Annotated in this window: 21 protein-coding genes and 1 pseudogene; 12 read left to right on the top strand and 10 right to left on the bottom strand. The window is 69.6% G+C overall.

Annotated features, from left to right (window positions below; genetic code table 11):
• Positions 1–10: 10 nt before the first annotated feature.
• On the bottom strand, positions 11–268 hold the full coding sequence (locus ABD332_RS46650; protein WP_344511191.1) for a helix-turn-helix domain-containing protein: 258 nt from the start codon (positions 266–268) through the stop codon (positions 11–13).
• 154 nt (positions 269–422) lie between these two features.
• Between ABD332_RS46650 and ABD332_RS46655 the strand changes: the two genes are divergently transcribed.
• Entirely contained in the window at positions 423–1,328 is a 906-nt protein-coding gene (locus tag ABD332_RS46655; RefSeq protein WP_344511193.1) for a universal stress protein, read from the top strand.
• Positions 1,329–1,370: 42 nt separating this feature from the next.
• Here the strand turns inward: ABD332_RS46655 and ABD332_RS46660 are convergent, their stop codons facing one another.
• A complete protein-coding gene (locus ABD332_RS46660) occupies positions 1,371–2,270 on the bottom strand; it encodes a universal stress protein (RefSeq protein WP_344511194.1) in 900 nt (299 codons plus the stop codon).
• A gap of 72 nt (positions 2,271–2,342) precedes the next feature.
• On the bottom strand, positions 2,343–2,537 hold the full coding sequence (locus ABD332_RS46665) for a hypothetical protein (RefSeq protein ID WP_344511196.1): 195 nt from the start codon (positions 2,535–2,537) through the stop codon (positions 2,343–2,345).
• A 393-nt stretch (positions 2,538–2,930) separates the two neighbouring features.
• Here ABD332_RS46665 and ABD332_RS46670 point away from each other — a divergent pair.
• Positions 2,931–3,551 (top strand): annotated as a pseudogene (locus ABD332_RS46670) (phosphoribosyltransferase); the annotation flags it as partial.
• 703 nt (positions 3,552–4,254) lie between these two features.
• Here ABD332_RS46670 and ABD332_RS46675 read toward each other — a convergent pair.
• Positions 4,255–5,259, bottom strand: coding sequence for a zinc-dependent alcohol dehydrogenase (locus tag ABD332_RS46675; protein ID WP_344511198.1), 1,005 nt, complete (start codon positions 5,257–5,259; stop codon positions 4,255–4,257).
• Positions 5,260–5,520: 261 nt separating this feature from the next.
• On the opposite strand from ABD332_RS46675, the gene ABD332_RS46680 reads away from it, so the two are divergent.
• The 8 genes from ABD332_RS46680 (at position 5,521) to ABD332_RS46715 (ending at position 11,903) form a co-directional block, all read left to right on the top strand.
• Positions 5,521–6,156: a hypothetical protein gene (locus ABD332_RS46680; protein ID WP_344511200.1), complete on the top strand. Its 636-nt coding sequence runs from the start codon at positions 5,521–5,523 to the stop codon at positions 6,154–6,156.
• A gap of 3 nt (positions 6,157–6,159) precedes the next feature.
• Positions 6,160–6,654, top strand: coding sequence for a DUF3995 domain-containing protein (locus tag ABD332_RS46685; protein WP_344511202.1), 495 nt, complete (start codon positions 6,160–6,162; stop codon positions 6,652–6,654).
• Positions 6,655–6,763: 109 nt separating this feature from the next.
• On the top strand, positions 6,764–8,035 hold the full coding sequence (locus ABD332_RS46690) for a hypothetical protein (protein WP_344511204.1): 1,272 nt from the start codon (positions 6,764–6,766) through the stop codon (positions 8,033–8,035).
• Positions 8,036–8,361: 326 nt separating this feature from the next.
• Positions 8,362–8,643 carry a DUF4190 domain-containing protein gene (locus tag ABD332_RS46695; RefSeq protein WP_344511206.1) on the top strand — a complete coding sequence of 94 codons (282 nt, stop codon included), beginning with the start codon at positions 8,362–8,364 and terminating at the stop codon, positions 8,641–8,643.
• A gap of 146 nt (positions 8,644–8,789) precedes the next feature.
• The gene (locus ABD332_RS46700; RefSeq protein ID WP_344511208.1) at positions 8,790–9,230 is read left to right on the top strand and encodes a hypothetical protein; all 441 of its coding nucleotides are present in this window, start codon (positions 8,790–8,792) and stop codon (positions 9,228–9,230) included.
• Between the two features lie 453 nt (positions 9,231–9,683).
• Positions 9,684–10,559: an SMI1/KNR4 family protein gene (locus ABD332_RS46705; RefSeq protein ID WP_344511210.1), complete on the top strand. Its 876-nt coding sequence runs from the start codon at positions 9,684–9,686 to the stop codon at positions 10,557–10,559.
• A 200-nt stretch (positions 10,560–10,759) separates the two neighbouring features.
• Complete coding sequence (locus ABD332_RS46710; RefSeq protein ID WP_344511211.1) at positions 10,760–11,293, top strand: SigE family RNA polymerase sigma factor; 534 nt, start codon at positions 10,760–10,762, stop codon at positions 11,291–11,293.
• 136 nt (positions 11,294–11,429) lie between these two features.
• Positions 11,430–11,903: a hypothetical protein gene (locus ABD332_RS46715; RefSeq protein ID WP_344511213.1), complete on the top strand. Its 474-nt coding sequence runs from the start codon at positions 11,430–11,432 to the stop codon at positions 11,901–11,903.
• Between the two features lie 397 nt (positions 11,904–12,300).
• On the opposite strand, the gene ABD332_RS46720 is transcribed toward ABD332_RS46715, so the two are convergent.
• The 4 genes from ABD332_RS46720 to ABD332_RS46735 all read right to left on the bottom strand — a co-directional run bounded on the left by ABD332_RS46720 (position 12,301) and on the right by ABD332_RS46735 (position 17,352).
• Positions 12,301–14,562: a DUF8189 domain-containing protein gene (locus tag ABD332_RS46720; RefSeq protein WP_344511215.1), complete on the bottom strand. Its 2,262-nt coding sequence runs from the start codon at positions 14,560–14,562 to the stop codon at positions 12,301–12,303.
• 324 nt (positions 14,563–14,886) lie between these two features.
• The gene (locus ABD332_RS46725; RefSeq protein ID WP_344511217.1) at positions 14,887–16,050 is read right to left on the bottom strand and encodes an IS110 family RNA-guided transposase; all 1,164 of its coding nucleotides are present in this window, start codon (positions 16,048–16,050) and stop codon (positions 14,887–14,889) included.
• Positions 16,051–16,321: 271 nt separating this feature from the next.
• Entirely contained in the window at positions 16,322–16,888 is a 567-nt protein-coding gene (locus ABD332_RS46730; protein WP_344511219.1) for a hypothetical protein, read from the bottom strand.
• A 59-nt stretch (positions 16,889–16,947) separates the two neighbouring features.
• Entirely contained in the window at positions 16,948–17,352 is a 405-nt protein-coding gene (locus ABD332_RS46735; protein WP_344511221.1) for a hypothetical protein, read from the bottom strand.
• Between the two features lie 157 nt (positions 17,353–17,509).
• Here ABD332_RS46735 and ABD332_RS46740 point away from each other — a divergent pair, with 157 nt between their 5' ends.
• Complete coding sequence (locus ABD332_RS46740) at positions 17,510–18,214, top strand: DUF4240 domain-containing protein (RefSeq protein WP_344511223.1); 705 nt, start codon at positions 17,510–17,512, stop codon at positions 18,212–18,214.
• A gap of 525 nt (positions 18,215–18,739) precedes the next feature.
• On the opposite strand, the gene ABD332_RS46745 is transcribed toward ABD332_RS46740, so the two are convergent.
• Positions 18,740–19,072, bottom strand: a complete 333-nt coding sequence (locus tag ABD332_RS46745; protein WP_344511225.1) for a hypothetical protein — start codon at positions 19,070–19,072, stop codon at positions 18,740–18,742.
• Between the two features lie 91 nt (positions 19,073–19,163).
• Here ABD332_RS46745 and ABD332_RS46750 point away from each other — a divergent pair, with 91 nt between their 5' ends.
• Positions 19,164–19,367: a ClpX C4-type zinc finger protein gene (locus tag ABD332_RS46750; protein WP_344511227.1), complete on the top strand. Its 204-nt coding sequence runs from the start codon at positions 19,164–19,166 to the stop codon at positions 19,365–19,367.
• A gap of 276 nt (positions 19,368–19,643) precedes the next feature.
• Here the strand turns inward: ABD332_RS46750 and ABD332_RS46755 are convergent, their stop codons facing one another.
• A complete protein-coding gene (locus ABD332_RS46755) occupies positions 19,644–21,344 on the bottom strand; it encodes a hypothetical protein (RefSeq protein WP_344511229.1) in 1,701 nt (566 codons plus the stop codon).
• Positions 21,345–21,393: the final 49 nt, after the last annotated feature.

Genomic DNA, 21,393 nt, shown 5'->3' on the forward strand with positions numbered 1-21,393 from the left:
GTCGATGATCTCAGTGAACGGAGCCGAGCCCATCGAGGTCCGCCGCGACGAGGGGCAGCTCGGCCTCGCACAGCGCGAGCACGATGTCGTCCTTGGTCGTGAAGTACGAGTACACGGTGGGGCGTGCGAGTCCGGTGCGGTTGGCAAGGGCGGCGAAGCTCAGTGCGGCGTAGCCTTCCTCGAGTAGAACGTCGCGAGCCGCGGCCAGCAATGCGAGGCGCTGCTGGGCACGGTGCTCGGCGACGGTGGCCGCGTTGATCCTCGGCATGGCCCCTGTGCTACGGCCAGCACGGATGGTGCCGTACCGCCGAGGAAAGCGGCCGAACGTCCCGGCGGCGGCGGGTAGTTCGGCCATGACCCGGGCGTCGCGCCGGTGGCACGTTGGGAGGTGTGAGCCCCGCCGACATGACAGGAGCCGTGCCATGACCGTCCTAGCCCGGCCGGTGCTCGTCGGACTCGACGACGCCGACGACGAACTGGTGGCCGTGCGGGCCGGAGCCGTCGAGGCGCGGCTACGTGACCAGCCGCTGCATCTGTTCTCGGCGTTCGCCCCGCCGCCCCCGGATGCGCTGCCCGAAGCGCGGTGGCAGCCCCGTGACGAGGCACTGGCCCGGATGATGCGGGCGGTCGCCTTGGCGGGCCGGTCGATCGACGTCGACGCCCGGATGGTCTGCGGCGACCTCGCCGGCGCCATGGTCGCCCAGGCACCGCATGCGTCGCTGGTCGTCCTGGCCTCGGCGGCGGCTCGCCCGGACAGCGACTCGGAGGCATGCTCGGTGGCTCGCAGCAGCGCCGTGCCAGTGCTCGTGGTGCCGGCGCGGCCGGCGACGCAGGACGCCCCGGTGACGGCCGGGCTGGCCGGCGGCGCCGCGTCCGACGCGGTCCTGGAGTTCGCCTTCGATGAGGCAGCGCGCCGCGGCGTGCCACTGCGCGTGGTCCACCTGAGCGACGCCGCGACGGCGCGGCACTGGCACCGGTCCGACTTCCTGGCGGGCCTGTCCGTGCCGGCGCCGCCGTCGATCGGGTTGACGCCGACGGACCTGGCCGAGCGGCTCCTGGCGGAGGCGCTTGCCGGCTGGCCGGCCCGGTACCCGGACGTGCCGATCGAACGGTGCATCGTTCACGGCCCCGACGTGGAGCACGGCATCGCGGCCCTGACACGGGACGCCTGCATGATGGTGGTGGCCGCGCGGAGCCGGCTTGAGACCGGCGCGCGGATCCTCGGCCCGGTCACAGGCGGACTGCTGCGCGATGCGGGCTGCCCCGTGGCGGTCGTTGCCGCTGCGGACCGGCTGCTGAGCGCGCCGAACGGCGACATCTGCGGGTAGCCGAGCGAACGATCGGGCATGTGCCGGGACCGGGGAGCCGCGCTACGACGGCCCGGGCTTCTCCTGGCGGACGACGGCGACAGGGCAGGCCGCGTGCTGGACGGCGGTGAGCGACACCGAGCCCAGCAGCAGCCCCGTGAACCCGCCACGGCCGCGGGAGCCGACGACCAGCAACCGGGCGCCGGCGGACCGGTCGACGAGCACGGCGGAGGCCCGGCCGCGCACGGTGATCGTGCGGAAGTCGACGTCCGGGTACTTCTCCCGCCACCCGGCGGTCGACTCGGCCAGCGTACGATGCACGTCCTCGCCCACGTCGTCGGCGTCGACGATCAGCGGGTCGTCGGGGCGGCCGGCTGAGCCCGCCCGCCGGTGGGCCAGGACGGCCGTCAGGCCGGCGCCGCACGACGCCGCGTGCTCGAACGCGAAGCGCAGCGCGTCGCCTGCGTCGTGCGAGCCGTCGACCCCGACCACGACCCGTCCCGCTTCCGGGCCGGGCGGGCGGTCGAGGTGCCGCACGACCACGACAGGGCAGGGGGCGTGCATGGCGACCTGCGTGCTGACCGAGCCCAGCAGGAGACCGGCGAAGCCGCCGTGGCCGCGGCTGCCGACCACCACCTCGGCGGCGGTCCTGGCGGTGTCCAGCAACGCCACCGAGGCCGGCTCCGGCCGGATGGCCGTGGTAAGCCGCACTGCGGACGCAGCCGCTCTCGCCCGGTCGGCGGCCTCGGCGACGATCTGCGCGGCCGCCTCCTGGATCCCGAGCTCGAACGGTGACGGCGACGGCGCGACGACCGGCGCGTAGATCGGCGGCGGCCACTGGAACGCGTTCAGGATGTGCATCGGCCGGCCCCGGCGCACCGCCTCCGCGGCTGCCCAGTCGACAGCTTCCAGGCTCGGTGGGGAGCCGTCGACGCCGACGACGATGGTGTGTTCGGCAACCATGGTGACCTCCCTTGACGGTGCCACGGGGTGAGCTCCTCCGCCGGAGCGCGCGTGGCGGCCGGGGAGCCGCGGTCACGCGGCGCCGGCCGTGCAGAGCCAGTCGGCCGCCGCGCCGATCGCAGCCGCGAACGACTCGGTGCTCTCCGGCGCGGGACCGTCGCCGACGACCAGCACGTGACGCAGCTCCGGCAGCTCGCCGGCGGCGTGTCGGTCGACCGCCTCGTAGCCGATGTTGAGCCCCGGCCATCGGGCCTGCCGGACAACCACGACCGGGCGTGCTGCCAGGTGAAGTCGTGCCGGACCCAGGCGTAGCCGGCCAGATCGGCTCGCTCGCGGTCGGCCGCCGTCTTCTGTGTGCGTTCGCTCATCGGATGCCATCCTCGTTCTGAGGAGCGGCTGAGTCGCGGGATGCTTGTCGTATCCAGCGTCGCGCGGATCGCCTGGCACGCCCAGCACCGTTGGTCCCGAGCGGCCGGCCCGCGCCGCGTTGCGTCGCGCCCGGCGGTGGGGTGGCGGCACGGGACCTTCGGCCCTGACGATCTCCGCCATCACCGCGTCACGGTGGCCGAGTGAGGCCGATGTGCGGGCCGCGTACCGACCTGTACGAGGTCCGGATGGCGGTCGGCCACTCCTGCCGCCGCTGTCACCTGGAGGTGGATCATGAAGATCGCAACCCCGCTCTTCAGCGACCGGGTCGACGCGGGCCGCCGACTGGGCCGCAAGCTGACCCGGCTGCGCGGCCCGGACGTCGTGGTGCTGGGCCTGCCCCGCGGCGGCGTGCCCGTCGCCGCCCAGGTCGCCGAAGAGCTGAACGCCCCGCTGGACGTCATCGTCGTGCGCAAGCTCGGCGTGCCGTGGCAGCCCGAGCTCGGCATGGGTGCCATCGGCGAGGACGGCGTGCGCGTCCTCAACCAGCGCGTCATCAACCTGGCCGGGATCGGCGACGAGCAGCTGGCCGCGGTCGAGCGGACCGAGCTGGCGGCACTGCGCCGCCGCGCGAGGCTGCTGCGCGGCGACCGGCCGGCGATCGACCTGGCGGGGCGGACCGTCATCATCGTCGACGACGGCATCGCGACCGGGTCCACCGCACGGGCCGCCGCGTGGGTCGCCCGCGCCCGGGGTGCCGCCCGCGTCGTCCTCGCCGTCCCGGTCGCGCCTGCCGAGGCAATCGAACCGCTGCTGCGCGACTGCGACGAGCTGGTCTCCGTCCGGTCGCTGAACAGGCTGTCGTCGGTCGGCCAGTCGTACGAGGACTTCACGCCGACCACCGACGACGAGGTCCGCGACCTGCTCATCCACCACAGGGCGGCGAGCCGCCCGGCAACGGCCCAGGAGCACTGGCACGACGAGCAGGTCGTCACCTGTCCGGAAACCCTGCGCCTGCCCGGCCGCCTCACCGTGCCCGCCGGCGCCGACAGACTCGTCGTGTTCGCCCACGGCGGCGGCAGCAGCCGGCACAGCCCGCGCAACGAGTACGTCGCCGCGGTGATGCACCAGAGCGGGCTCGCCACGTTGCTGTTCGACCTGCTCACCCCGGACGAAGCGGCCGACCGGGCGCAGGTGTTCGACATCGAACGGCTCGCCGGCCGGCTCACCGAGGTCACCGCGTGGGTGCGCCAGCACCCGCTGTGCGCGACGCTGCCGGTCGGCTGGTTCGGCGCCAGCACGGGCGCGGGCGCGGCGTTGTGGGCGGCCGCGGAGCCGCATGCCGGCGTCGCGGCGATCGTCTCCCGGGGCGGTCGCCCCGACCTGGCCGGGCGGCGGCTGTCCGCGGTGACCGCACCCACCCTGCTCATCGTCGGTGGCCGCGACACCCGGGTCCTGGAGCTCAACCGGGCCGCGCAGGCCCAGCTGCGCTGCCCCAACCACCTGTTCGTCGTGCCCGGCGCCACGCACCTGTTCGAGGAGCCGGGCACCCTGACCACCGCCGCCCGGCAGGCCCGCGGCTGGTTCCTGAAGCACGGCCTACGGCAGGCCACCGGGCTCAGGGGGTGACGACGACCTTCAGTCCGGCGCGCCGGACCGCGGTGCGGAACGCCTCCGTGGCCTGGGTCAGCGGGAAGCGGTGTGTGACGAGCGACGCGACGTCCACCCGCCCGCGCTGGACGAGGTCGATCGCGCGCGGATAGACGTGGTTCATCCGCCGGCACATCGCGAACGTCAGGCCCTTGCGCCGGGCCGCCCCTGCGGGGAACGTCGTCGTGTCCTCGTCCGGGATGCCGACCAGCACGACCCGCCCGCCGGGTCGGGCCGCGGCGACCGCCGCATGCACGGCCCGGTCGTTGCCGGCCACCTCGAACACCACGTCGGCGTCGACGCCGTCCAGGTGGTCCGCGGTCTCGGCGGTCACGGTCTCGTCGGCGCCGAGTCTGCGTGCCGCATCCGTGCGGTGTACGAGGGGATCCATCGCCACCACACGGGTCGCGCCGGCCACCCGTGCGAGCTGGATCAGCAGCAGGCCGATCGGTCCGCAGCCGACGACCGCGACCGACCCGCCGAGCCGCAGGTGCCCGAGGTCGAAGGCGTGGACCGCGACGCCGAGCGGCTCCAGCATCGCGCCGTCGGTGTCGGAGAGGTTGTCGGGCAGCGGGTGCAGCAGGCTCGTCGGCCAGGCCAGCCATTCGCGCAGCGCGCCGTCCAGCTCGCCGTGTCCGGCGAAGCGGACGGTGGGGCAGAGGTTGCCGTACCCGTCCAGACACCTGGCGCACCGCCCGCACGGGATGGCCGGGTCGACGGCGACGCGGCGCCCGTGCAGCGGACCGCCCGCCACGACGCCGGCGAACTCGTGACCCGGGACGACCGGCCGGGTCAGCTGCGCGTCGCCGATCCCGCCGTGGGTGAACCAGTGCAGGTCCGAGCCGCACAGCCCGACGGCGGTGACCCGCACCAGGCTCATGCCGTCGCCGGGGACCGGGCGAGGTTCGCTGGTGCCGCGCAGCGCGCCGACACCGTGCAGCCGCACCGCCATGCCCGTGCTGTCGTCGCCCATTCAGCCATGATGACCCACCGGGTCGCGGACCAGCTCGCACGGTGGCGAACGGGTCAACGCCAGGACCCGCGACATGCTCGCCGCGGCCGATGCCAGCTGTCCTGGAGCATCAACAACCGGGCTTCTTCGGATTCGTCATCGGCGGCGTCGTGATGATGTCTCGGTGATGATGAGCGTTGGCTGGAACGTGGCGCGGGCCAGCCAGGCGGGGGAGGCCGCCGAGTGTCGGTAGAGGGCGGACCGTAGCGTGGCGCGATGGGAATGTACCCGGAGTACAAAGAGATACCGGCGGCCCTGCTCGCCCGGCTGCTCGAACACCCCGATGACGAGGAGTGGGTCGACGGGCTCCTGTTCGAGGCCGGTGATGCGGACGCGACGACTGCGCCGGGTTGGAGCGCGGCGGCGAGTTACTCGACCCTGACTGACGAGGAGCTTCGCGCGCGCTTCACCTGGCCCCACCTGACCTTCTCCGCCGCGCAGCAGCGCCGACTCGGCGCCCTCGACCTCGGCAAGTACCCGGATCCGGACTGGTTCAGCCATTTCCTTTTCGCGGCCGACACCCCAGAGCGGATCGATCTGGCAGGCGTGCTCAGCGACGACTGGGACGAGCGGAACGCCGCCTGGGAGAAGATCGTGCAGGTGCCGGTCCACGTCGCGCACCACAGCGCCTACCGCACAGGAGACACCGAGTACGGCTTCCACACGAACGTGCCCTGCTACGGCATCGGTGAGTACCGCACAGCCGAGGTTCTGGCCTCCGTGTGGGACAAGATCGAACGTGTCCTCGCCGCCTACCCCGAGCTGACCAACCGCATCATCGAGCGATTCGAAGCGCAGATCAGGTACTACTACGGCTGCGTCGCCCGAGGCAGCGTCGACCTCAGCGTGTGCTGGTAGCGCATGGCAGACAAGCACGCAGAAGCCCGTCTCCTCATGGGAGCCGCAGCCGCGGGCCTACTCCATGCCGGATTCAGTCTCTACTGGGCGTTCGGTGGTCGCTGGCTGCTTCCGACGGTCGGCCAGTGGGCAGTGACCGTTGCGCGAGAATCGCCAGTCACTGCCGGCTTGTTGCTGGTCGCCGTCGCTGCGGTGAAGTGCACGGTCGTGGTCGTGCCTCTGGTGACCAGCAGAAGGTCGCTCCCTCGCCCGGGCGCGTGGCGAGCGTTCGCGTGGCTGGCCGCCATCGTGCTCACCGGATACGGGGCGTTGAACTCCATCGCGGCCTGGCTCGTTCTGGGTGGTGTGCTGCGACCGGAGGGTGGCTTCGATCGGCAAGCGATGCTCGGCCACGCCTACCTTTGGGATCCGCTGTTTCTCGTGTGGGGTCTGCTTCTCGGAGCCGGCCTGCTCATTGGCAGCAACGACCGGCGAAGGCGTGCGCGGGCGAGCGCGTAGCACGCCGACGGTTGTGCGTGCACCGGTCGACCGGGCAACGGCGGCCGGCGGCTGTGCGGTGCGCGGGTACTATTGTCGATCGCACTCGCCGAGCGGCACGGAGGCCTCGATGAGGACTGAGCTGGTCACCGAGGACATGATCGCCGGGTATCGGGAGCTGGCGAGGCTCGACCCGGCCGTCGGCGTTCCCGAGCTGGCTCACGGCCTCAACAGGTTCGGATGGCAGGTTCGACACGAACAACCAACGCAAAGCCTTCCCTACTTCGAGGAGGCCGCCGACCTCTGGCGGGTCCTGGCGGCCGATGGAGCCGCGGCGCACCTGGCCAGCGCGTCGCGGGCGTTTGCCTCGCTGGCCCAGCTGTACTCGTACGTCCACGACGACGAGCGCGCGTTGGCCGCACGGCACCAGGCTGCGGCGTACGCCCGGCGGGCCAGCCCACAACCGGCGGATGTCGACACGAGGGTCCTCATGGCGCTCGCGTCCGGGCTTGCCGAGGCCGGGCAGTTCGCGCAGGCCGCGACCGTGCAGCGTGAGGTCGTCGACAGCCACCGTACGGCCGGACCGCAGAACGGCCCCGACCAGTCGACCATGACCATGTGGGCACTGCTGGACCTGGCCATCTATCTCGACCTTGCCGGTGAGACCGACGCGAGCCTCGACATCGAGCGCGCGATCCTCGCACAGCAGCGCCACGAGGCCGAAGCCGATCCCACGTGGCTGCCGATCCTGGCGATCTGGACGGCGGGATCGTCGGTCTGGTTCGCCGAGAACGGCCATCCGAAGGCCGCGCACGGACTCCTGCGGGAATCCGTCGCCGCCTGCGAACAACTACCCTCCGCCGGAAGCGACGCCAACTACCAGTTCCGCCGGGCCGTCCAAGGGGCACTCTTCGCCCGATCCGGCACCCGGGACGAGCGGCCCCGAGCCTGCCGACCGACCCCGGTCGGCGTCGCGGCGCACGCGCGCCTGCAACCAGTCGCCGGGCTGAGCTTGCACCGGTGGGCCTTCAGCCTCCGAGAGACGTACCGCGCGGGCCTCCTCGACATCGACGAAGCGATCGCGGCCCATGCCGATCGCCTCCCACCCGACACGGACCGCCTCGCCGAGCTCGGCACCCTGACCCGCCGCCGCGCCATCCGCGCCTCGGTACTCTTCGACCTGCCCCGGCACGTCCACGACGAGATGACCCTGACGCTGGCCCGAAGCGTCGAACTCGAGCGCGAACTGCACCGCACCGCGCCCGGCCCTGAATCCTCCCGGCGACTGGTCCGAGCCCTGACCGATCAGGCCATGGGCCACCTCGCCACCGGCGACTACGCCACGGCGACCGACGACCTGCGCGAAGCCCTCGCCGTCCACGCCACCGCCGACAGCGCCTGACCTGCCAAAAACCCGCATCTGCCGCAGATCTCGCGCGGCGCTCGGGAACGAAGCCGACCACCGGAAAGATCCGCTCGCGCACGACGGCGAGGAGCGCCTTCGCCCGATCGAGCTTGTCGCCGGTCGTGATGTACTCGACCTCGCCCGGACCGCCCGGTGGTGCCGACGGTCACTCCGGAGCCCGTTCATGCTGCGTACAACCCAGCCGTCCTCGGGTTGGCTGGAGATGTTATGCCGTACCAAAAGAACGATGTCCTGGTGATCAAAGGGCTGCGATACTGCTCGGGCCATGATGGTGTGATCGTCCTGTGGGAGCTGACGGGCAAATGACCGAACCACCGAAGTTCCAGTACGTCCCGCTTCCGCCCGTGAACACGTACGCCATCCTCGCTGCCGTGTTCGCCTTCGTCGTCTTCCCACCTCTAGGGATCTACTTCGGGCGTAAGGCCAAGGAGCAGATCGCGCAGAGCGGAGAACGCGGGATCGAACTGGCCAACGTGGGTGTCATTGCTGGCTGGATCCTGAGCGTGCTCTACGGATTGTTCATGATCGTGTGGTGCAGCGTGGTCGGCATCGCGGTCTTGGGCGGATTCAACGGAGCGAACTGAGCGGCGAGCATCCGGCAGCGTAGGTGGTGGCAGCTCCCGCATGCCCGTTGGCCATCCGCACATCAGCGTAAGACGTTCTTGTCAAGCTCTTGGGTCGGGTGCCTCGTTCGTCGTCTGTCCCTGCATAGCTAATCCGGGGGCTGGCGGTGACGGGTCTGATCGCGGGCACCGCCGTGCTGGTGTTGGCTGGTTCCGATGACCTGGGGCTGCTCGTCGGGGCCGGTTGCTACGCGGCATCCGTCACCCTGCTCGCGCTCTACGGCCACGCCGCGCTCACGGGCCGGATCGGGCTTCAAGTTGATCGGCGGGGAATACAGTTCGGTGGACGGCCGCCGCTGTATCGGGCGATGACAGATTTCGTGGCCTGGTCGGACATCTCGGCGGTCTACCTGTATCGCGTGCGCATCCTGCTGTTCATCGAGACCTATGTCGGCCTGCAGGGTCATGACGGGCCGGCCCCGCTGCCGCAACGCATTCCGGCCAACTTGGTGAGCATGATCTGGCATGTTCCGACCGACGTAGTGGCGGCAAGCCGTTCCACCAACGGGTTCAAGGTGGACCCCGCGCAGCGCTCGTTGCTGCGGTGAACCTCGTCGCACCGTCCGTCCCGGTCGTAGATCTCACTGCCGTGGCGCCGATGTTGACACCAACACCACGGTCCTCCACCTTTGGCTGAGCCTGGATTCATGGCACCCGCATCCGCCGCCGATCGTGTGCGGCGACCGATCACCGCTCGTCACGATTGGTGATCGACCAGGCGGCACTGGTGACTTCCTGAACTGCCGATGAGCGCGCACTCGGATCATGTTGCGCGAACGCCGGCCAGGCCGTCGGGTTCGATCGTAAGTCCACAGCGACGGCCACATCCTCATCGCCGGCGGCAAGACCGAGGCCGGGAGGGCACGGACACCGGTTCTGCACAACTGGCGTTGCACCGGCTTCGTTCGTCTGAGGAACCGCCGGAACGGGTTCGTGAGGGCATGTCGTCGGGCGGTAGGGCGGTACGGCCCGGGTTCCGAAGGTCATGCACGATACGGACTGTGCGTATTGAGCGTTTCGAGTTCTCCGTTGATTCCGTCGAGATCGTCCCGGACGGGTGGCGGCTGGAGGGCGAGCCGGGTTATCACCCGCGGCACTGGGCACGGCCGGGTGAACGCTTCCGCCTGGCCTGCGAGGAGCATGGCCGGCGGCAGCGCGACGTGGAACTGGTCGTCGTAGATCTCACCGAGTCGTACGCCATCGTGAGCGGCACCGGCGGTGACCTGCTCCAGCCGGACGACATCGTGTCCGGTGAGCGCTCCGTCGCGGACCTCGCCGAAACGCGGCGGACGCCGGCCGAGGCTGCCGCGCATCTGGCTGAAATCCTGGATCTGCCGCCCCTGGCCGATTCCGCCGGCAACGGCAAGGACTGGTCTGCGGTGGAGACCGAGCTCGGCGTCACACTGCCTGGCGACTACAAGACATTCATCGACGCCTACGGCCCGGGCTCGGTCGATGACCATGTCCACGTGTGCGCCCCCGACGCAGCTGAGGAGTGGGCGGACCTGGTCGGGCACAACTCCTACGCGCACGAGTGCGTCGGCCCGGAGTTCTTCGGGCGGGGCAACTGGCGGCGGGACTGGCATCTGGGTGACGCGTCGCATTGGAACCCGGACCGGGAAGACATTCCCTCATGGTTCGAGCCCGGCGACGACCTGATTTCCTGGGGACACACCGGGAACGGCGACTTCCTCTTCTGGCACATCAAACCTGGCACGGCCCCCGACAACTGGCCCGTCATGCTCAAAGAGGAAGGACCGCTCTGGGAGCAGTACGGAGCTGGATTCGCCACCGCACTGGCCGACCTGCTGACCGGCGATATCCAGTCGGAGTATCTGAGCCGCTGGCTGGGCGGTCCGCACTCCTACGGCCGCTGATCGGCCGCGGCCATGACCTTCAGAGCGTGGACGGTGACGCAGCGGGCCCCAGGTGATAGCAGGTCCGGTGCGACGCGCACATCTGCCGCAGCGAGCGCGCTGGCGTTCATGGCTGCGGGTGACGCACGGTGAAGTGCGTATCACCGTGAGCATCAACGGCAGGTTGTAACCGCGGACCCGGGTGCGTCCGTCTAGTTGGTGTGAGCGACGACGAGGCGGAGTTCCGGGACTTCGTCAGGGTGCAGATGGAGCCGCTGCGTGGGCTGGCGTACCTGGCGTGCGGCGACTGGCAGACCGGTGAGGACGTGGTCCTGACCGTTCTCGCCCGGCTCTACGCGCGGTGGCGGCACATCGACAACCCGCTCGCCTATGCCCGTACCGCCGTGGTACGCGCGGCGATCGACGAGACCCGGCGGCCGTGGTGGCGGCGGGAGGAGTCGGTCGGCCACGCCATGCCCGATCCGCCCGGCCCCGACGACGGCACCAGCGTCGTCGACGAGCGGCTTCGGATCCGGGCGGCGCTGCTGAAGCTGCCGCCGCGGCATCGGGCGGTGCTGGTGCTGCGGTATCTGGAGGGCCTGAGCGTTCAGCAGACCGCCGAGGTGCTGGCATGCCCTGAGGGAACGGTCAAGGGGTACACGTCACGCGGGCTCGACGGGCTCCGCCAGATCCTGGGCGTCGAGCTCGTGGCCGATGAGGATGCGGAGGTACATCATGAGATCCGACCTGTCTGAGCTCCTCCGGGACGCCAAGGCGACCATGCCGCCGGCTCCGTACGACGTCGAGGACGCCGTCGCCGCGGGCCGCAGGCTGCAGGGACGGCGGCGCGCGGCCTTGGCCGGCGCGGCCGCAGCCACGGCGGTGATGACCGTGGCGGTGGCCGTCGCCGTGACACAGCTGGACGCCCGGCCACGGGCGCACGTCGTACCGCTGGACAAGGCGCCGTCCGTCGCGCCCTGCACCACCGTCGACCCGCTGCAGAAGGTCCAGCAGATCATTACCCAGAAGACCGAGATGACGCGCAGCGCGTCGCCGTACTACCAGAATCCGGCGAACGGTACCGATTGGGCGCTCGCCTCCGAGCCGGTCGACCTGACCGGCCCCGGCGTCTACGTGTTCCGGTTCGTCGGCATCCCGGCGGACTTCGACTTTCGGACCAAGCCGGGCGGCTTCGGCATGATCCCGCCGGACGACTTCCACGGCCAACTCAGGCCCGCAAGCGATGGGGGACGGGGCGTCGTGACCGACCCGGACGGGAACCGGGTCTTCGAGCTGCCGTTGCGGCTTGAAGATCGCCCAGGGTGGACGACGACCTGCACCGGCCTGATCATGTTCATCGGCTGAGCCGCACCGGCGTACACGAGGCCGCGACGGTCGGTCGTGCAGAGGTTGCCGTGCTGGAAACGGTCGGGCCAACTTCCGCTCGTAGTCCTCCTCAGGGAAGTCGCTCGCCTCAACATCACGTGCATTACTTTGCCGCCGATCGGGCGCTGCGGCGCGCTGGCCATCGTCCCGGTCTGTACACGGCCTGACAGACCGGGGACCTGCCGGTCGTGCGCACGACCATGCCGATGAGCGAGCACGTGATCTTGGGATGTTGGGCTGTCCGTCAGGGGTCTGTGGCGACGTGGACGGGCGAGCGCTACCTCCTCGACGGCGCGCCGCCCGCGAGGGACGTCACCTGTCGGTGAACGGCACACCGCCCGGCACCCTGTGTGGGGTGCCGAGCGGTGCTGTCGTGTCACGCTGAGACGTCGAGCCAGGGGGCCCAGCCGTTGTTGTACTCGGCGAAGTTGACGTGGTTGTCGCCGCTGCGGGTGTAGACCTGCGTCGTGCGGTTGGACGCGTTGTAGATCGCCGAGGGTGCTGATGCGGCGGCGCCGCCGATGTTGTTCCAGCCGGACCAGCCCTTGTAGTAGTACACGTACTGGCTCTGGCCGCCGGTGGTCGCTGCGTAGGCTTCGGTGGTGCCGAACTTCGGGTTGTAGATGACTCCGGGGTCGCTGGCGAGGCTGCCGCCCAGGCCGATCCAGTTCGCCCACCCGTTGTAGTAGTACCGGTAGGCGAGGGTGTTGGTCGACGTGCGGGTGTACACCTCGGTGGTGCCGTAGGTCGGGTTGTAGATGACGCCCGGGTTGCCGGCGAGGGTGCCGCCCAGGTCGAGCCAGTCGGACCAGCCCGCTGAGTAGTACCGGTACTGCAGCTTGTTGTCCGTGGTGCGGACGTAGGCTTCGGTGGTGCCGAACTTCGGGTTGTAGAGCAGTGCCGGGTCGCTGGCGACGTTGCCGCCCAGGCTGAACCACTGCGACCAGCCGTTGGAGTAGTAACGGTAGTTCAGGGTGCCGTCTGCGAACCGGGCGTACACCTCAGTCGTCCCGAAGCGCGGGTTGTACAGGATGGCCGGGCTGCCGGCCAGGTCACCGCCGAGGTCGATCCAGCCGGACCAGCCGTTCTGGTAGTAGCGGTACGCGAGGGTGTTGCTCGACGTGCGGGCATAGACCTCGGTCGTGCCGAAGCGGGGGTTGTACAGCGGAGCCGGGTCGCCCTGCGCGTTGCCGTCCAGGTCGGCCCACTCCGACCAGTTCGCGCCGGCCCTGTACGCGTACACGATCTTGTTGTCCGTGGTGCGGCCGTAGACCTCGGTCGTGCCGAAGCGCTGGTTGTTGATGCCGGCCGGCTTCGACGCGATCTTCGGCGGGGTGTTCTGACGGACGTACAGCAGGCGGTTCGCGGTGCTGTTCACGGCGTGTGGCGGGTACATCACGCCCATGTTCAGCGCGCCTGACGTGGCGCCCTGAACGATCGCGCGGCTGACCTGCGCGGGCGTGAAGGCCGGGTTCGCCTGCAGGATCAGCGCGGCCGCACCGGCCACGTGCGCGGCGGCTGTCGACGTGCCGTGCAGGTCCCTGGTGCCGGAGCTCGAGTCGTTCCAGGCAGATCTGACGTAACCGCCCGGTGCATAGAGGTCCACGCACGGTCCGTAGTTCGACCAGCTGACGGGGACGTCGTCGTTGCCGTACCGAAACGACGCCCCGACCGTCAGCGCCTCGGGGAGCCGGGCCGGCGACTGGCTGCAGGCGTCGATCGGGTTGACGGTCTCGTCGCCGTTGCCGGCGGCGATGGCATAGGTCAGGCCTGACGCGATCGACGTGCGGATCGCCTCGTCCTCCGCCGGGTCGACGCCGCTGCCGCCGAAACTCACGTTGACCACGGCCGGCTTCGCAGCGTTGGCCGTCACCCACTCGACGCCGGCGAGGGCCTCGGAGGTCCAGCCGTAGCCGTAGCAGTCCAGCACCCGGACGGCGACGATCTTGACTTCCTTGGCCACGCCGTACCTGGTGCCGCCGAGCGTGCCGGCCACGTGCGTGCCGTGCCCGTTGCAGTCGGACACGTTGTCGGGCAGATTGTGCTCGGGCGTGTTGTACGGGGTGTCCGGGATCGGGTTCGCCACCCGGTCGACGAAGTTGCGGCCCCACGACGCCCGGCCACCGAATTCGGTGTGCTCCTTGTACAACCCGGTGTCGAGGACGTACGCCGTCACCGACGACGCCGTGTTCGGATACGTGTACGCGGAGTCCAGCGCTGACTGGCGCTGGTCGATCCGGTCCAGGTTCAAGACCGGGGACTGCTGAGTGTCCGACTTGTGCTGTAACGCATCGCGCGACACGGACGCCACCGACGGGTCGGCCGCCAGGCGTGCGACCTGGTCCTCGGAGAGCCCGCCGACCGCGAAGCCCTTCAGCGTGACGCTGTACTCGTGGGTGATCTTGCCGCCGTGCCGGGTCGTCAGCGCCCGGGCCGCGGTGGCGACGTTGGCCTTCGCCTGCGCCGTGTTGAGACCGCCGAAGGCGGTGTTCTTCAGCTGGACGATGTAGCTGCCCGGCAGGCTCTGCTCCTGGTTGCCCAGCACCTCACCCGCGGCCGGCTTCACCGCTTCCGCCGACGCTGGCGCGCCCGAGACGAGCACGACACCCGCGGCGGCGAGCGTCGAGACGCCCACCATGGCCCAGCGCCGCGGCCCACGCGCGAGCCGGCCGTGGACAGCACTCTGCGTGCCCTCTGTGTTGATGGTGGTTCCTCCCCATGAGGGATCACCCGGCGGGCATCGACCGCCCACGCCACGGGTGATCAGAATAAGGAGAGACTAGGCGCGCGGACCCATCCCGGGCGATATCGTCTCTGTGATCACGCCGTGACGGAAAGAAGGTCTCAGGCGGGTCGGCGCAGCCTCTCGCGCACGTCCTGCGGGTGCTCGGCGCCAGCCAGGGTGCTATCGACGGTGAGTGACTTAAACGAGCCGGGCTTCCGACTATGGCACCCCTCTGTGTCAAGAGGCGGCCAAGAGTGGTGTTCTAGAGTTGGTTCTGGCGGGTCCGGGAAGTGGCTTGTCCGAAGTGCTGGCTGTCGGGATTGAGCCGGCCGCGCTGGATTGCAGAGTCGCTCCCGTTTGCCCTCCCGGGCCCGTCCTGACGCGTTCGGCGTCGCGGACCATCTGCTGATAGACCACGTTGGACAGTCGGCGTTTCAGGGCGCGCATGGCTTCCATCGGGCTCTTGCCCGCGGCGAGTTTGCGCCGGTAGTAGGCGCGTCCTTCGGTGTCGTTGCGGAGCTGGACGATGGCCATGATGTGCAGGACCCGGTTGATGCGCCGGTTCCCGGCTCGTGAGAGCCGGTGACGCCGCTGGTCGCCGGAGGACGCGTCGATGGGTGCGGTGCCGTTCCAGGACGCGAAGTGATCCCGGCTGGCGAACCGGTCGATGTTGCCGATATCACCGAGGAGCCTGGCGGCGCCGGACGGGCCGATCCCGTTGAGCTGCTGCAGGGTGCTGCCGGTCGAGGCGATCAGCTCGGTCAGTTGCGTGTTGGCGGCCTTGATCTTCCTGTCGATGACGGCGACCTCGGTGATCAGTTCCGAGGCCAGCTGCCGGCGGGTGCGACCCACGATGTCGCGCGGCCGGACGGTGTTGAGCAGCGCCCGGGCCTGCGGCGCGGACAGGAACTGCTTCGCCCCGCCGGGAACGAGTTCCAGCAGCAGGTGGTGCAGCCGGCTCAGTGCCTCGGTCCGGGCCCGGCCCAGACCGTCACGGCGGTCGACGAGCAGTTTCAGGGCGACCGTGATGTCATCGACGACCACCTGCCGCAACCCGGTAGCGCGCAACGCAGCCACTGCGACACAGTGCGCGTCGGCGGGATCGGTCTTACGACCCTGGGCGGTGTCGAACAGGCGAGCCCGCGCGGACAGCTTTGCTGGCACGTCGAGCACGGTTTCGCCGTCAGCGACCAACCGTTGGGCGATGTGCCGGCCGATGCCGTTGCAGCCTTCTACCGCCCAGACCCGGTCCTTGTGCTGCCGGCCCAGTCTGAGCATCGTGGTGTAGCCGTCCCGGTCGGTGCCGAACCGACCCTGCGCCAGGACCTTCTCCCGGCCGTTGATGATCTCGATGGTCGCGGACCGCTTGTGCGGGTCCATGCCGATGACGACGCGTGCCATGCCGGTCCTCCTCGATCTGACGGGTGCCATGTCAGCGAGGAGGGCAGCGCTTCTTCGAGCTGGGCAGACCCCTCTGGAGCCTCTCCACGCCGCGGTGACCGGCAGGACGCATGCCAAATGAGAGCCACACCAAACCACAGCGGGCAGCCGATGAGAGAGCCACCCTGCCGATCACCTCGACCAAGCCTGGCCTGGCTGCGGTCGTACCACCAGTAGACAAGAAGCCGATGAGCGGGCGCCCGGTCGACCTGGCAGCGGGCCGGTCTGGTCGTCACGGTGCCTGTTCCGTGAGTGCGGTTTCGTACCTCTTGAGGCGTTCAAGCTCGCGCTCGGCTGCTGTACGGTTGCCGAGATCGACGGCCATCGTCCCGCGCACGTACACGTAGCGGACGTCCTCGCGAACTCGCGCGGGCAGCGTTTGCTCCCTCATCACAGCTTTGTAGGTGACGTCCAAGAAAAGCTGCGTACGCTCCGCCCAATCACGCAGCTCGGCCGGTACGCGGTCACGGATGACGTCCTTGACATAGTCGCGCACCTGCCGGTCGGCCTCATCCGGTCGAGGCTCGGCGGGAACAGGCACCTGATCTGCCAGCTCCCACGCCCACCCATCCAGCGTGGAAACGATCTCCTCGGCCACCGCCAGGTCCACAGAGTCGGTACCAAACAACTGATCACAGAGCTGCCTGGCCTCGCGAGCACGGTCCGCGTCGTTGGTATAGGCGGCCACAAACGTCGACAAGACATTGCTCCGCCACCACAGATGGGCTAGCTCCCATGCCTGCGCCATGTCCATCGGCACGCCTTCCTGCACCGGCCGATGCCACCGTTCACCGCTCATCGGTCCATTGTGACGACCGACCGGATGCACGCTTCTGCCGCGGACAACGTGCGGGCGCGTCAGCTGGTGGGGTCGTACGACCAAAGCACGGCTATGTCCGGCTTCATGCGCAGCCATAGGGTCGATGCCGGCGAATCATCCGGAAAGTCTAGACGTAGCAGTTCGCGACCATGGATGCGCTCGACCCCGACACTGCGGACGCCTCGAAGATCCAGGTTGAGCAGTTCAGCGCCGCCGGGCGCGACACGCAACCGGAGCCGGACGACCTCGTATCCGGGCTCGATGTACATCTCGATGTCGTAGCCGGCCCGCGCGGTTTGGAACGTCACGGCCGTATAGGGCCACAGTTCACGCCAATCGAACTCATAGCCGGCCGTACGCTCGTCCTCGGCGTACCGATAGACCGGCTCCGCCTCGAATAGCCAGATCAACTCCTCGTAGCTGGGGACCGGCTCCATGACCATCAAACGATGATCACACGCCGTGCAAGCGGTTCGCGAGGCGTCCGGATCTGCCGCCGACCGAGCGCGTAGGCCCATCACTCGGTGTGACGGGCGTTCTGCGCCATTCGGTGCGCAGGCATGCCGATGAGCGTGCGTCTCGTACGACATAATGCGGCACATGGATCTTGCTGGATTCTGGGCGCTCATCGAGCGCTCGGCGCAGGAAACCACCGGTCCGATCGAGCGAGGCGACTGGCTCGCAGCGGCACTGACCGGGCTCGCGGACGAAGATCTGATCGACTTCCAGGATCACCTCGACGCCCAGACAGATCGGGTGGGCAGCTGGTTGATGTGGCACGCGGCCAGCCTGATCCAGGGTGGGTGCAGCGATGATGGTTTCAGCGGGTTCCGCGCGTGGCTGGTCGGACTTGGTCCCGTCGTGTTCGACCGGGTTGCCGACGACCCTGACCGGCTCGCTGACCAACCAGAGGTACAGCGCCTGGCCGGCCGGCACTCGCGCACCTGGGCGGAAGAGGAATGGCCCTATCGGGAGGAACTGGAGTTCGTTGCCGTCCATGAGTACGAGCGCCGTTACGGTGACTGCGCGAGCATTTACCACGCGCAGACGTCCCGGCTGACCACCGCCGAGCCACTACCGCAGCCCGTCGAGGAAGAACGCTGGGATCACTACGACCTGGCAGAGTCCCGTCAGCGGCTGCCGCGACTCGCCGCGATGTTTCCACAGGCCGGTCCATCCCGGGCCACGCCCGAGGCCGCGCAAGCCTCCCTCATGCAAGCGAAGGAGGGCCTCGAACGACAACTCGCAGAGTCCGGCCGAACATTGGCCGAGTTCTTCCGCGGGATACCGCCCAGGACTCCGTGACGAGCGAGCACTCATGCCGCTGACGGAGCCCGCCTCGGCCCCCAATGCTCAGGGATCTTTGACGGCTTGGTCGGGCCGATCATTGTGGCAGGACGGAGCGCCGCTGATTGGTAGCGTGCCCAAGGGCGCGCCGCAGGCCCGGGCCAGCTGGGTGCTGGTCAATCTCGGTGTCTTGCGCTCTGGGTAGTGTGGGTCTTCAGCGCCTGTTGCGGCGGACCAAGAAGACGACAACGCCGACAACGACTGCGATGCAGCACAGGGTGCTGGTCAGGCGGCCGAGCGAGTATGCGATATCTTCCGCTGCGTCTCTGGACCCTTGTGCCCCGGAGCCGCCGGCCCAGGCCGGAGCGCCAGCGGCGGTCGAGGTGACAACACCGGTGACGGCGGCGCAGATGCGCATGGACAGGACTCGCAGGCTCACGATTCGGCAGCGTAGATCATCATCACCGTTACCACAATCAATCGGCCAGGCCAGACGTCCGGACCTGACACGATGCGCTCGCCTGTGCGTCGCAGGCTGGTGAGTCAGAGGCGACCATTGACCGTCCCCGGCAGGTCGAGTGCGGCGAGTCGGTTGAGGATGCCGATGACGTGGGCCAGGTCATGCCACACGGCTATCGGCTCGTCGTGCGTTGTCTTCAGGATGTCTCGCATGGATTGGACATCGTCGGTCAACGTGCCCACTGTGGGCTCGGGACAGCCGGTGATATCGAAGCGGAACGCGTCCGCCGGACCGATGGTCCAGTAGTAGTCCGCCTTCAAGTCGACAGTCGGCCCGTGCTGCCGTTCGACCGCGTCGAGTAGCTGCGTCAGGGCCTTCCGGAGGTCTGCCAAGGACACCTGGGTTCCGTTGGTCATGAACGAAGTTTGCCCTATCTCGAGCGAGTCCCTTCGGCCGCACGCTCATGGCGGACAACGCTCGCTGCCCCGAGGCCGATACTCTCGTCGGGTGGTGGATGATCCGTCCAAGTTCAGCGACGTCACCTGTTCTCTGTGCGGCCGCCACAACCGGCATGTCCGGGTTGTAGCCACCGAGGCCGGGCCGATCATCTGCCAGGTGTGCGTCGCGAAGTGCGCCGAGATCTTCGACCAGGAGGTCGGGCTGACACCACCGCACGGCGGCTGGTCTCAGCGCTGGCCGTTGAAGAGCTAGCAATCCGATGTCGAACCATCCGCTCATGGCCGGTCGAGCGCCGCGACGGAGTGCCCTGATCAGGTGCCTACCGCATTGGTCACGCCCTGTCGGCGACTGAGTGATTCGCTTTACGCCGCGGCGTGCTCACGCCGGTCAGGCGGATGAGCCGAGGTGCCAGGTGCCGTCGACTCGTCGATAGAGGTCGCGGGTGAGCCGATGGTCGCCAGCTCTGGCGTCCATCGCTGCGGACATTGCATTGCACGTGGCCCGGCGGTTTCCCACCGGGCCACGTGGCTATCTGCCCGCGGTGTTGCTGGCCCAGATCGCGGCGCCGGCGGCCGTGTACACGACCAGGTTGCCGTCGCCCTGGAAGGCGAACATGGTGCCGCCCCTGCCGTTGGTGCCGGTGGCCCACAGCGGCCGGCCGGCCTGGTAGATGACGAAGTTGCCGTCGCCCTGCATGGTCGCGGCGGCGCCCGGGTACCCCGCCGTGTTCGAGGCCCAGAGCGGCTGGCCGAACCGGTTGTACTCGACCAGGTTGCCGTCGCTCTGCATGAGCAGCGTGTAGTAGCCGTTCTGCGCGTAGTACTGCGTGCCGGGCTGGAGCGTCATGCCCGCGGTGAAGACGTTGGTGGTGGTCCAGATCTGCGTGCCGGCGGCGTTGGTGACGGTGAGGGTGCCGTTGGGGCTGAAGCGCAGCTGGTTGCCCGTGCCGCTGGTGCCGGTCGTCCAGCTCGGGTTGACCGCGTTCAGGTACGCCCAGATGACGAAGTTGCCGCCGGTCTGCAGCTGCGCCAGGGCGCCGGGCCAGCCGTTCGTGCCGGACGACCAGACCACGCCGCCGTCGCGGTTGTAGATGGCCAGGTTGCCGTCGGTCTGCATGATCAGGGCGAAGTTGTCGGTGGTGTACGCCGCGCCGGAGATGAAGACCTCGCCGGCGCCGAACGCGAAGCCGTTTGCGTTGTACTTGCCGAAGTTCGCGTTCGTGGTGGTGATGACGGCCGCGCCGTCGCCGGTGCGGACGCCGTCGCGGTAGCTGACGTTCGTGACGGTCGGGGAGGCCCAGCTCGTGCCGCCGCCCCCGCCGCCAGTACCGCTCACGCCGTAGCTGGAATGGTTCATGCTGGAGCCGCCGGCGCCGCCTCCGATGTAGCCGCCCCCGCCGCCGCCCCCGTTGCCCCAGCCGCCCGAGCCGCCCTCGCCGCCCTGGCCGAGGCCGACGTTGCGGCCGGCCGGGGCGGTGCTGCAGTTCGCCGCGCACGTGCCGCCGCCCCCGCCGGCGGACCCGCCGTAGCCGCCGCCACCGCCCGGCACCAGGGTCTGGCACCTGCCGGCCGGGCCGCACTGGGTGAGGTTGCCGCCCGACTGCCCGTTCGTGTTGGCAAGGCCGCCATTGCCGCCGTTGGCGCCGTACGGGAAGAGGGACCACTCATTGCTTCCGGTTCTGGCGGTGAAGATCAATCCGTGGTTGCCCGCGCCACCGCCGCCGCCGGCCACGAGCAGCGGCTGCGTCAGCGGAGCGCCCGCGGCGAACAGGACCGTGGCGCCGCCGCCGCTGCCGGTGGTCGGCCCCACCGAGCTCGCGCCGCCGGCGTACGGCTGCGGCCCGTCCTCCATGTGGACGCCGGCCGAGCCGGCCTCGTGCACGACCCGCTGGTAGGCGACGAATGGGCCGCTGCTGCCGTCCTGGCCGCCGACGTTGATCTGAAACGTGTCGCCGGACGTGGGCAGGGTGCCGCGGACCGCACCGCCGGAGCCGGGCACCCCACCGTCGGGGTTGCCGCCCTGCGCGCCGTACAGGTCGAAGGTGACCGTACGGGCGCCCGGCGGCGCGGTGTACGTGTGGGCGCCCTTGCCCAGGGTGCACTGCGTGATCCAGCCCCGGGCGAGCGAGACCGGCTGCCCGCCCGCGTTGGTGCAGGCCTGAAACTCCGCCGTGGCAGCCTGCGCCGCGCCGGCACCCACGACGACCAGGCCGGCCGTTCCGAGCATCACCACGGCTGCGCGAGCCATCGCGTGCCGCCAACGACCCTGTGCGCGATTG

The organism is Dactylosporangium maewongense, assembly GCF_039531485.1.
In the GTDB taxonomy this organism is placed as follows: Bacteria; Actinomycetota; Actinomycetes; order Mycobacteriales; family Micromonosporaceae; genus Dactylosporangium; species Dactylosporangium maewongense.

What these genes read in the sequence shown, in the direction of transcription:
- ABD332_RS46650 (WP_344511191.1), bottom strand. Translation starts at nt 268, where the DNA reads ATGCCGAGGATCAACGCGGCCACCGTCGCCGAGCACCGTGCCCAGCAG.
- ABD332_RS46735 (WP_344511221.1), bottom strand. Translation starts at nt 17,352, where the DNA reads ATGGTCATGGAGCCGGTCCCCAGCTACGAGGAGTTGATCTGGCTATTC.
- ABD332_RS46685 (WP_344511202.1), top strand. Translation starts at nt 6,160, where the DNA reads ATGGCAGACAAGCACGCAGAAGCCCGTCTCCTCATGGGAGCCGCAGCC.
- ABD332_RS46740 (WP_344511223.1), top strand. Translation starts at nt 17,510, where the DNA reads ATGGATCTTGCTGGATTCTGGGCGCTCATCGAGCGCTCGGCGCAGGAA.
- ABD332_RS46730 (WP_344511219.1), bottom strand. Translation starts at nt 16,888, where the DNA reads ATGAGCGGTGAACGGTGGCATCGGCCGGTGCAGGAAGGCGTGCCGATG.
- ABD332_RS46690 (WP_344511204.1), top strand. Translation starts at nt 6,764, where the DNA reads ATGAGGACTGAGCTGGTCACCGAGGACATGATCGCCGGGTATCGGGAG.
- ABD332_RS46695 (WP_344511206.1), top strand. Translation starts at nt 8,362, where the DNA reads ATGACCGAACCACCGAAGTTCCAGTACGTCCCGCTTCCGCCCGTGAAC.
- ABD332_RS46725 (WP_344511217.1), bottom strand. Translation starts at nt 16,050, where the DNA reads ATGGCACGCGTCGTCATCGGCATGGACCCGCACAAGCGGTCCGCGACC.
- ABD332_RS46675 (WP_344511198.1), bottom strand. Translation starts at nt 5,259, where the DNA reads ATGGGCGACGACAGCACGGGCATGGCGGTGCGGCTGCACGGTGTCGGC.
- ABD332_RS46745 (WP_344511225.1), bottom strand. Translation starts at nt 19,072, where the DNA reads ATGACCAACGGAACCCAGGTGTCCTTGGCAGACCTCCGGAAGGCCCTG.
- ABD332_RS46720 (WP_344511215.1), bottom strand. Translation starts at nt 14,562, where the DNA reads ATGGTGGGCGTCTCGACGCTCGCCGCCGCGGGTGTCGTGCTCGTCTCG.
- ABD332_RS46655 (WP_344511193.1), top strand. Translation starts at nt 423, where the DNA reads ATGACCGTCCTAGCCCGGCCGGTGCTCGTCGGACTCGACGACGCCGAC.
- ABD332_RS46680 (WP_344511200.1), top strand. Translation starts at nt 5,521, where the DNA reads ATGTACCCGGAGTACAAAGAGATACCGGCGGCCCTGCTCGCCCGGCTG.
- ABD332_RS46660 (WP_344511194.1), bottom strand. Translation starts at nt 2,270, where the DNA reads ATGGTTGCCGAACACACCATCGTCGTCGGCGTCGACGGCTCCCCACCG.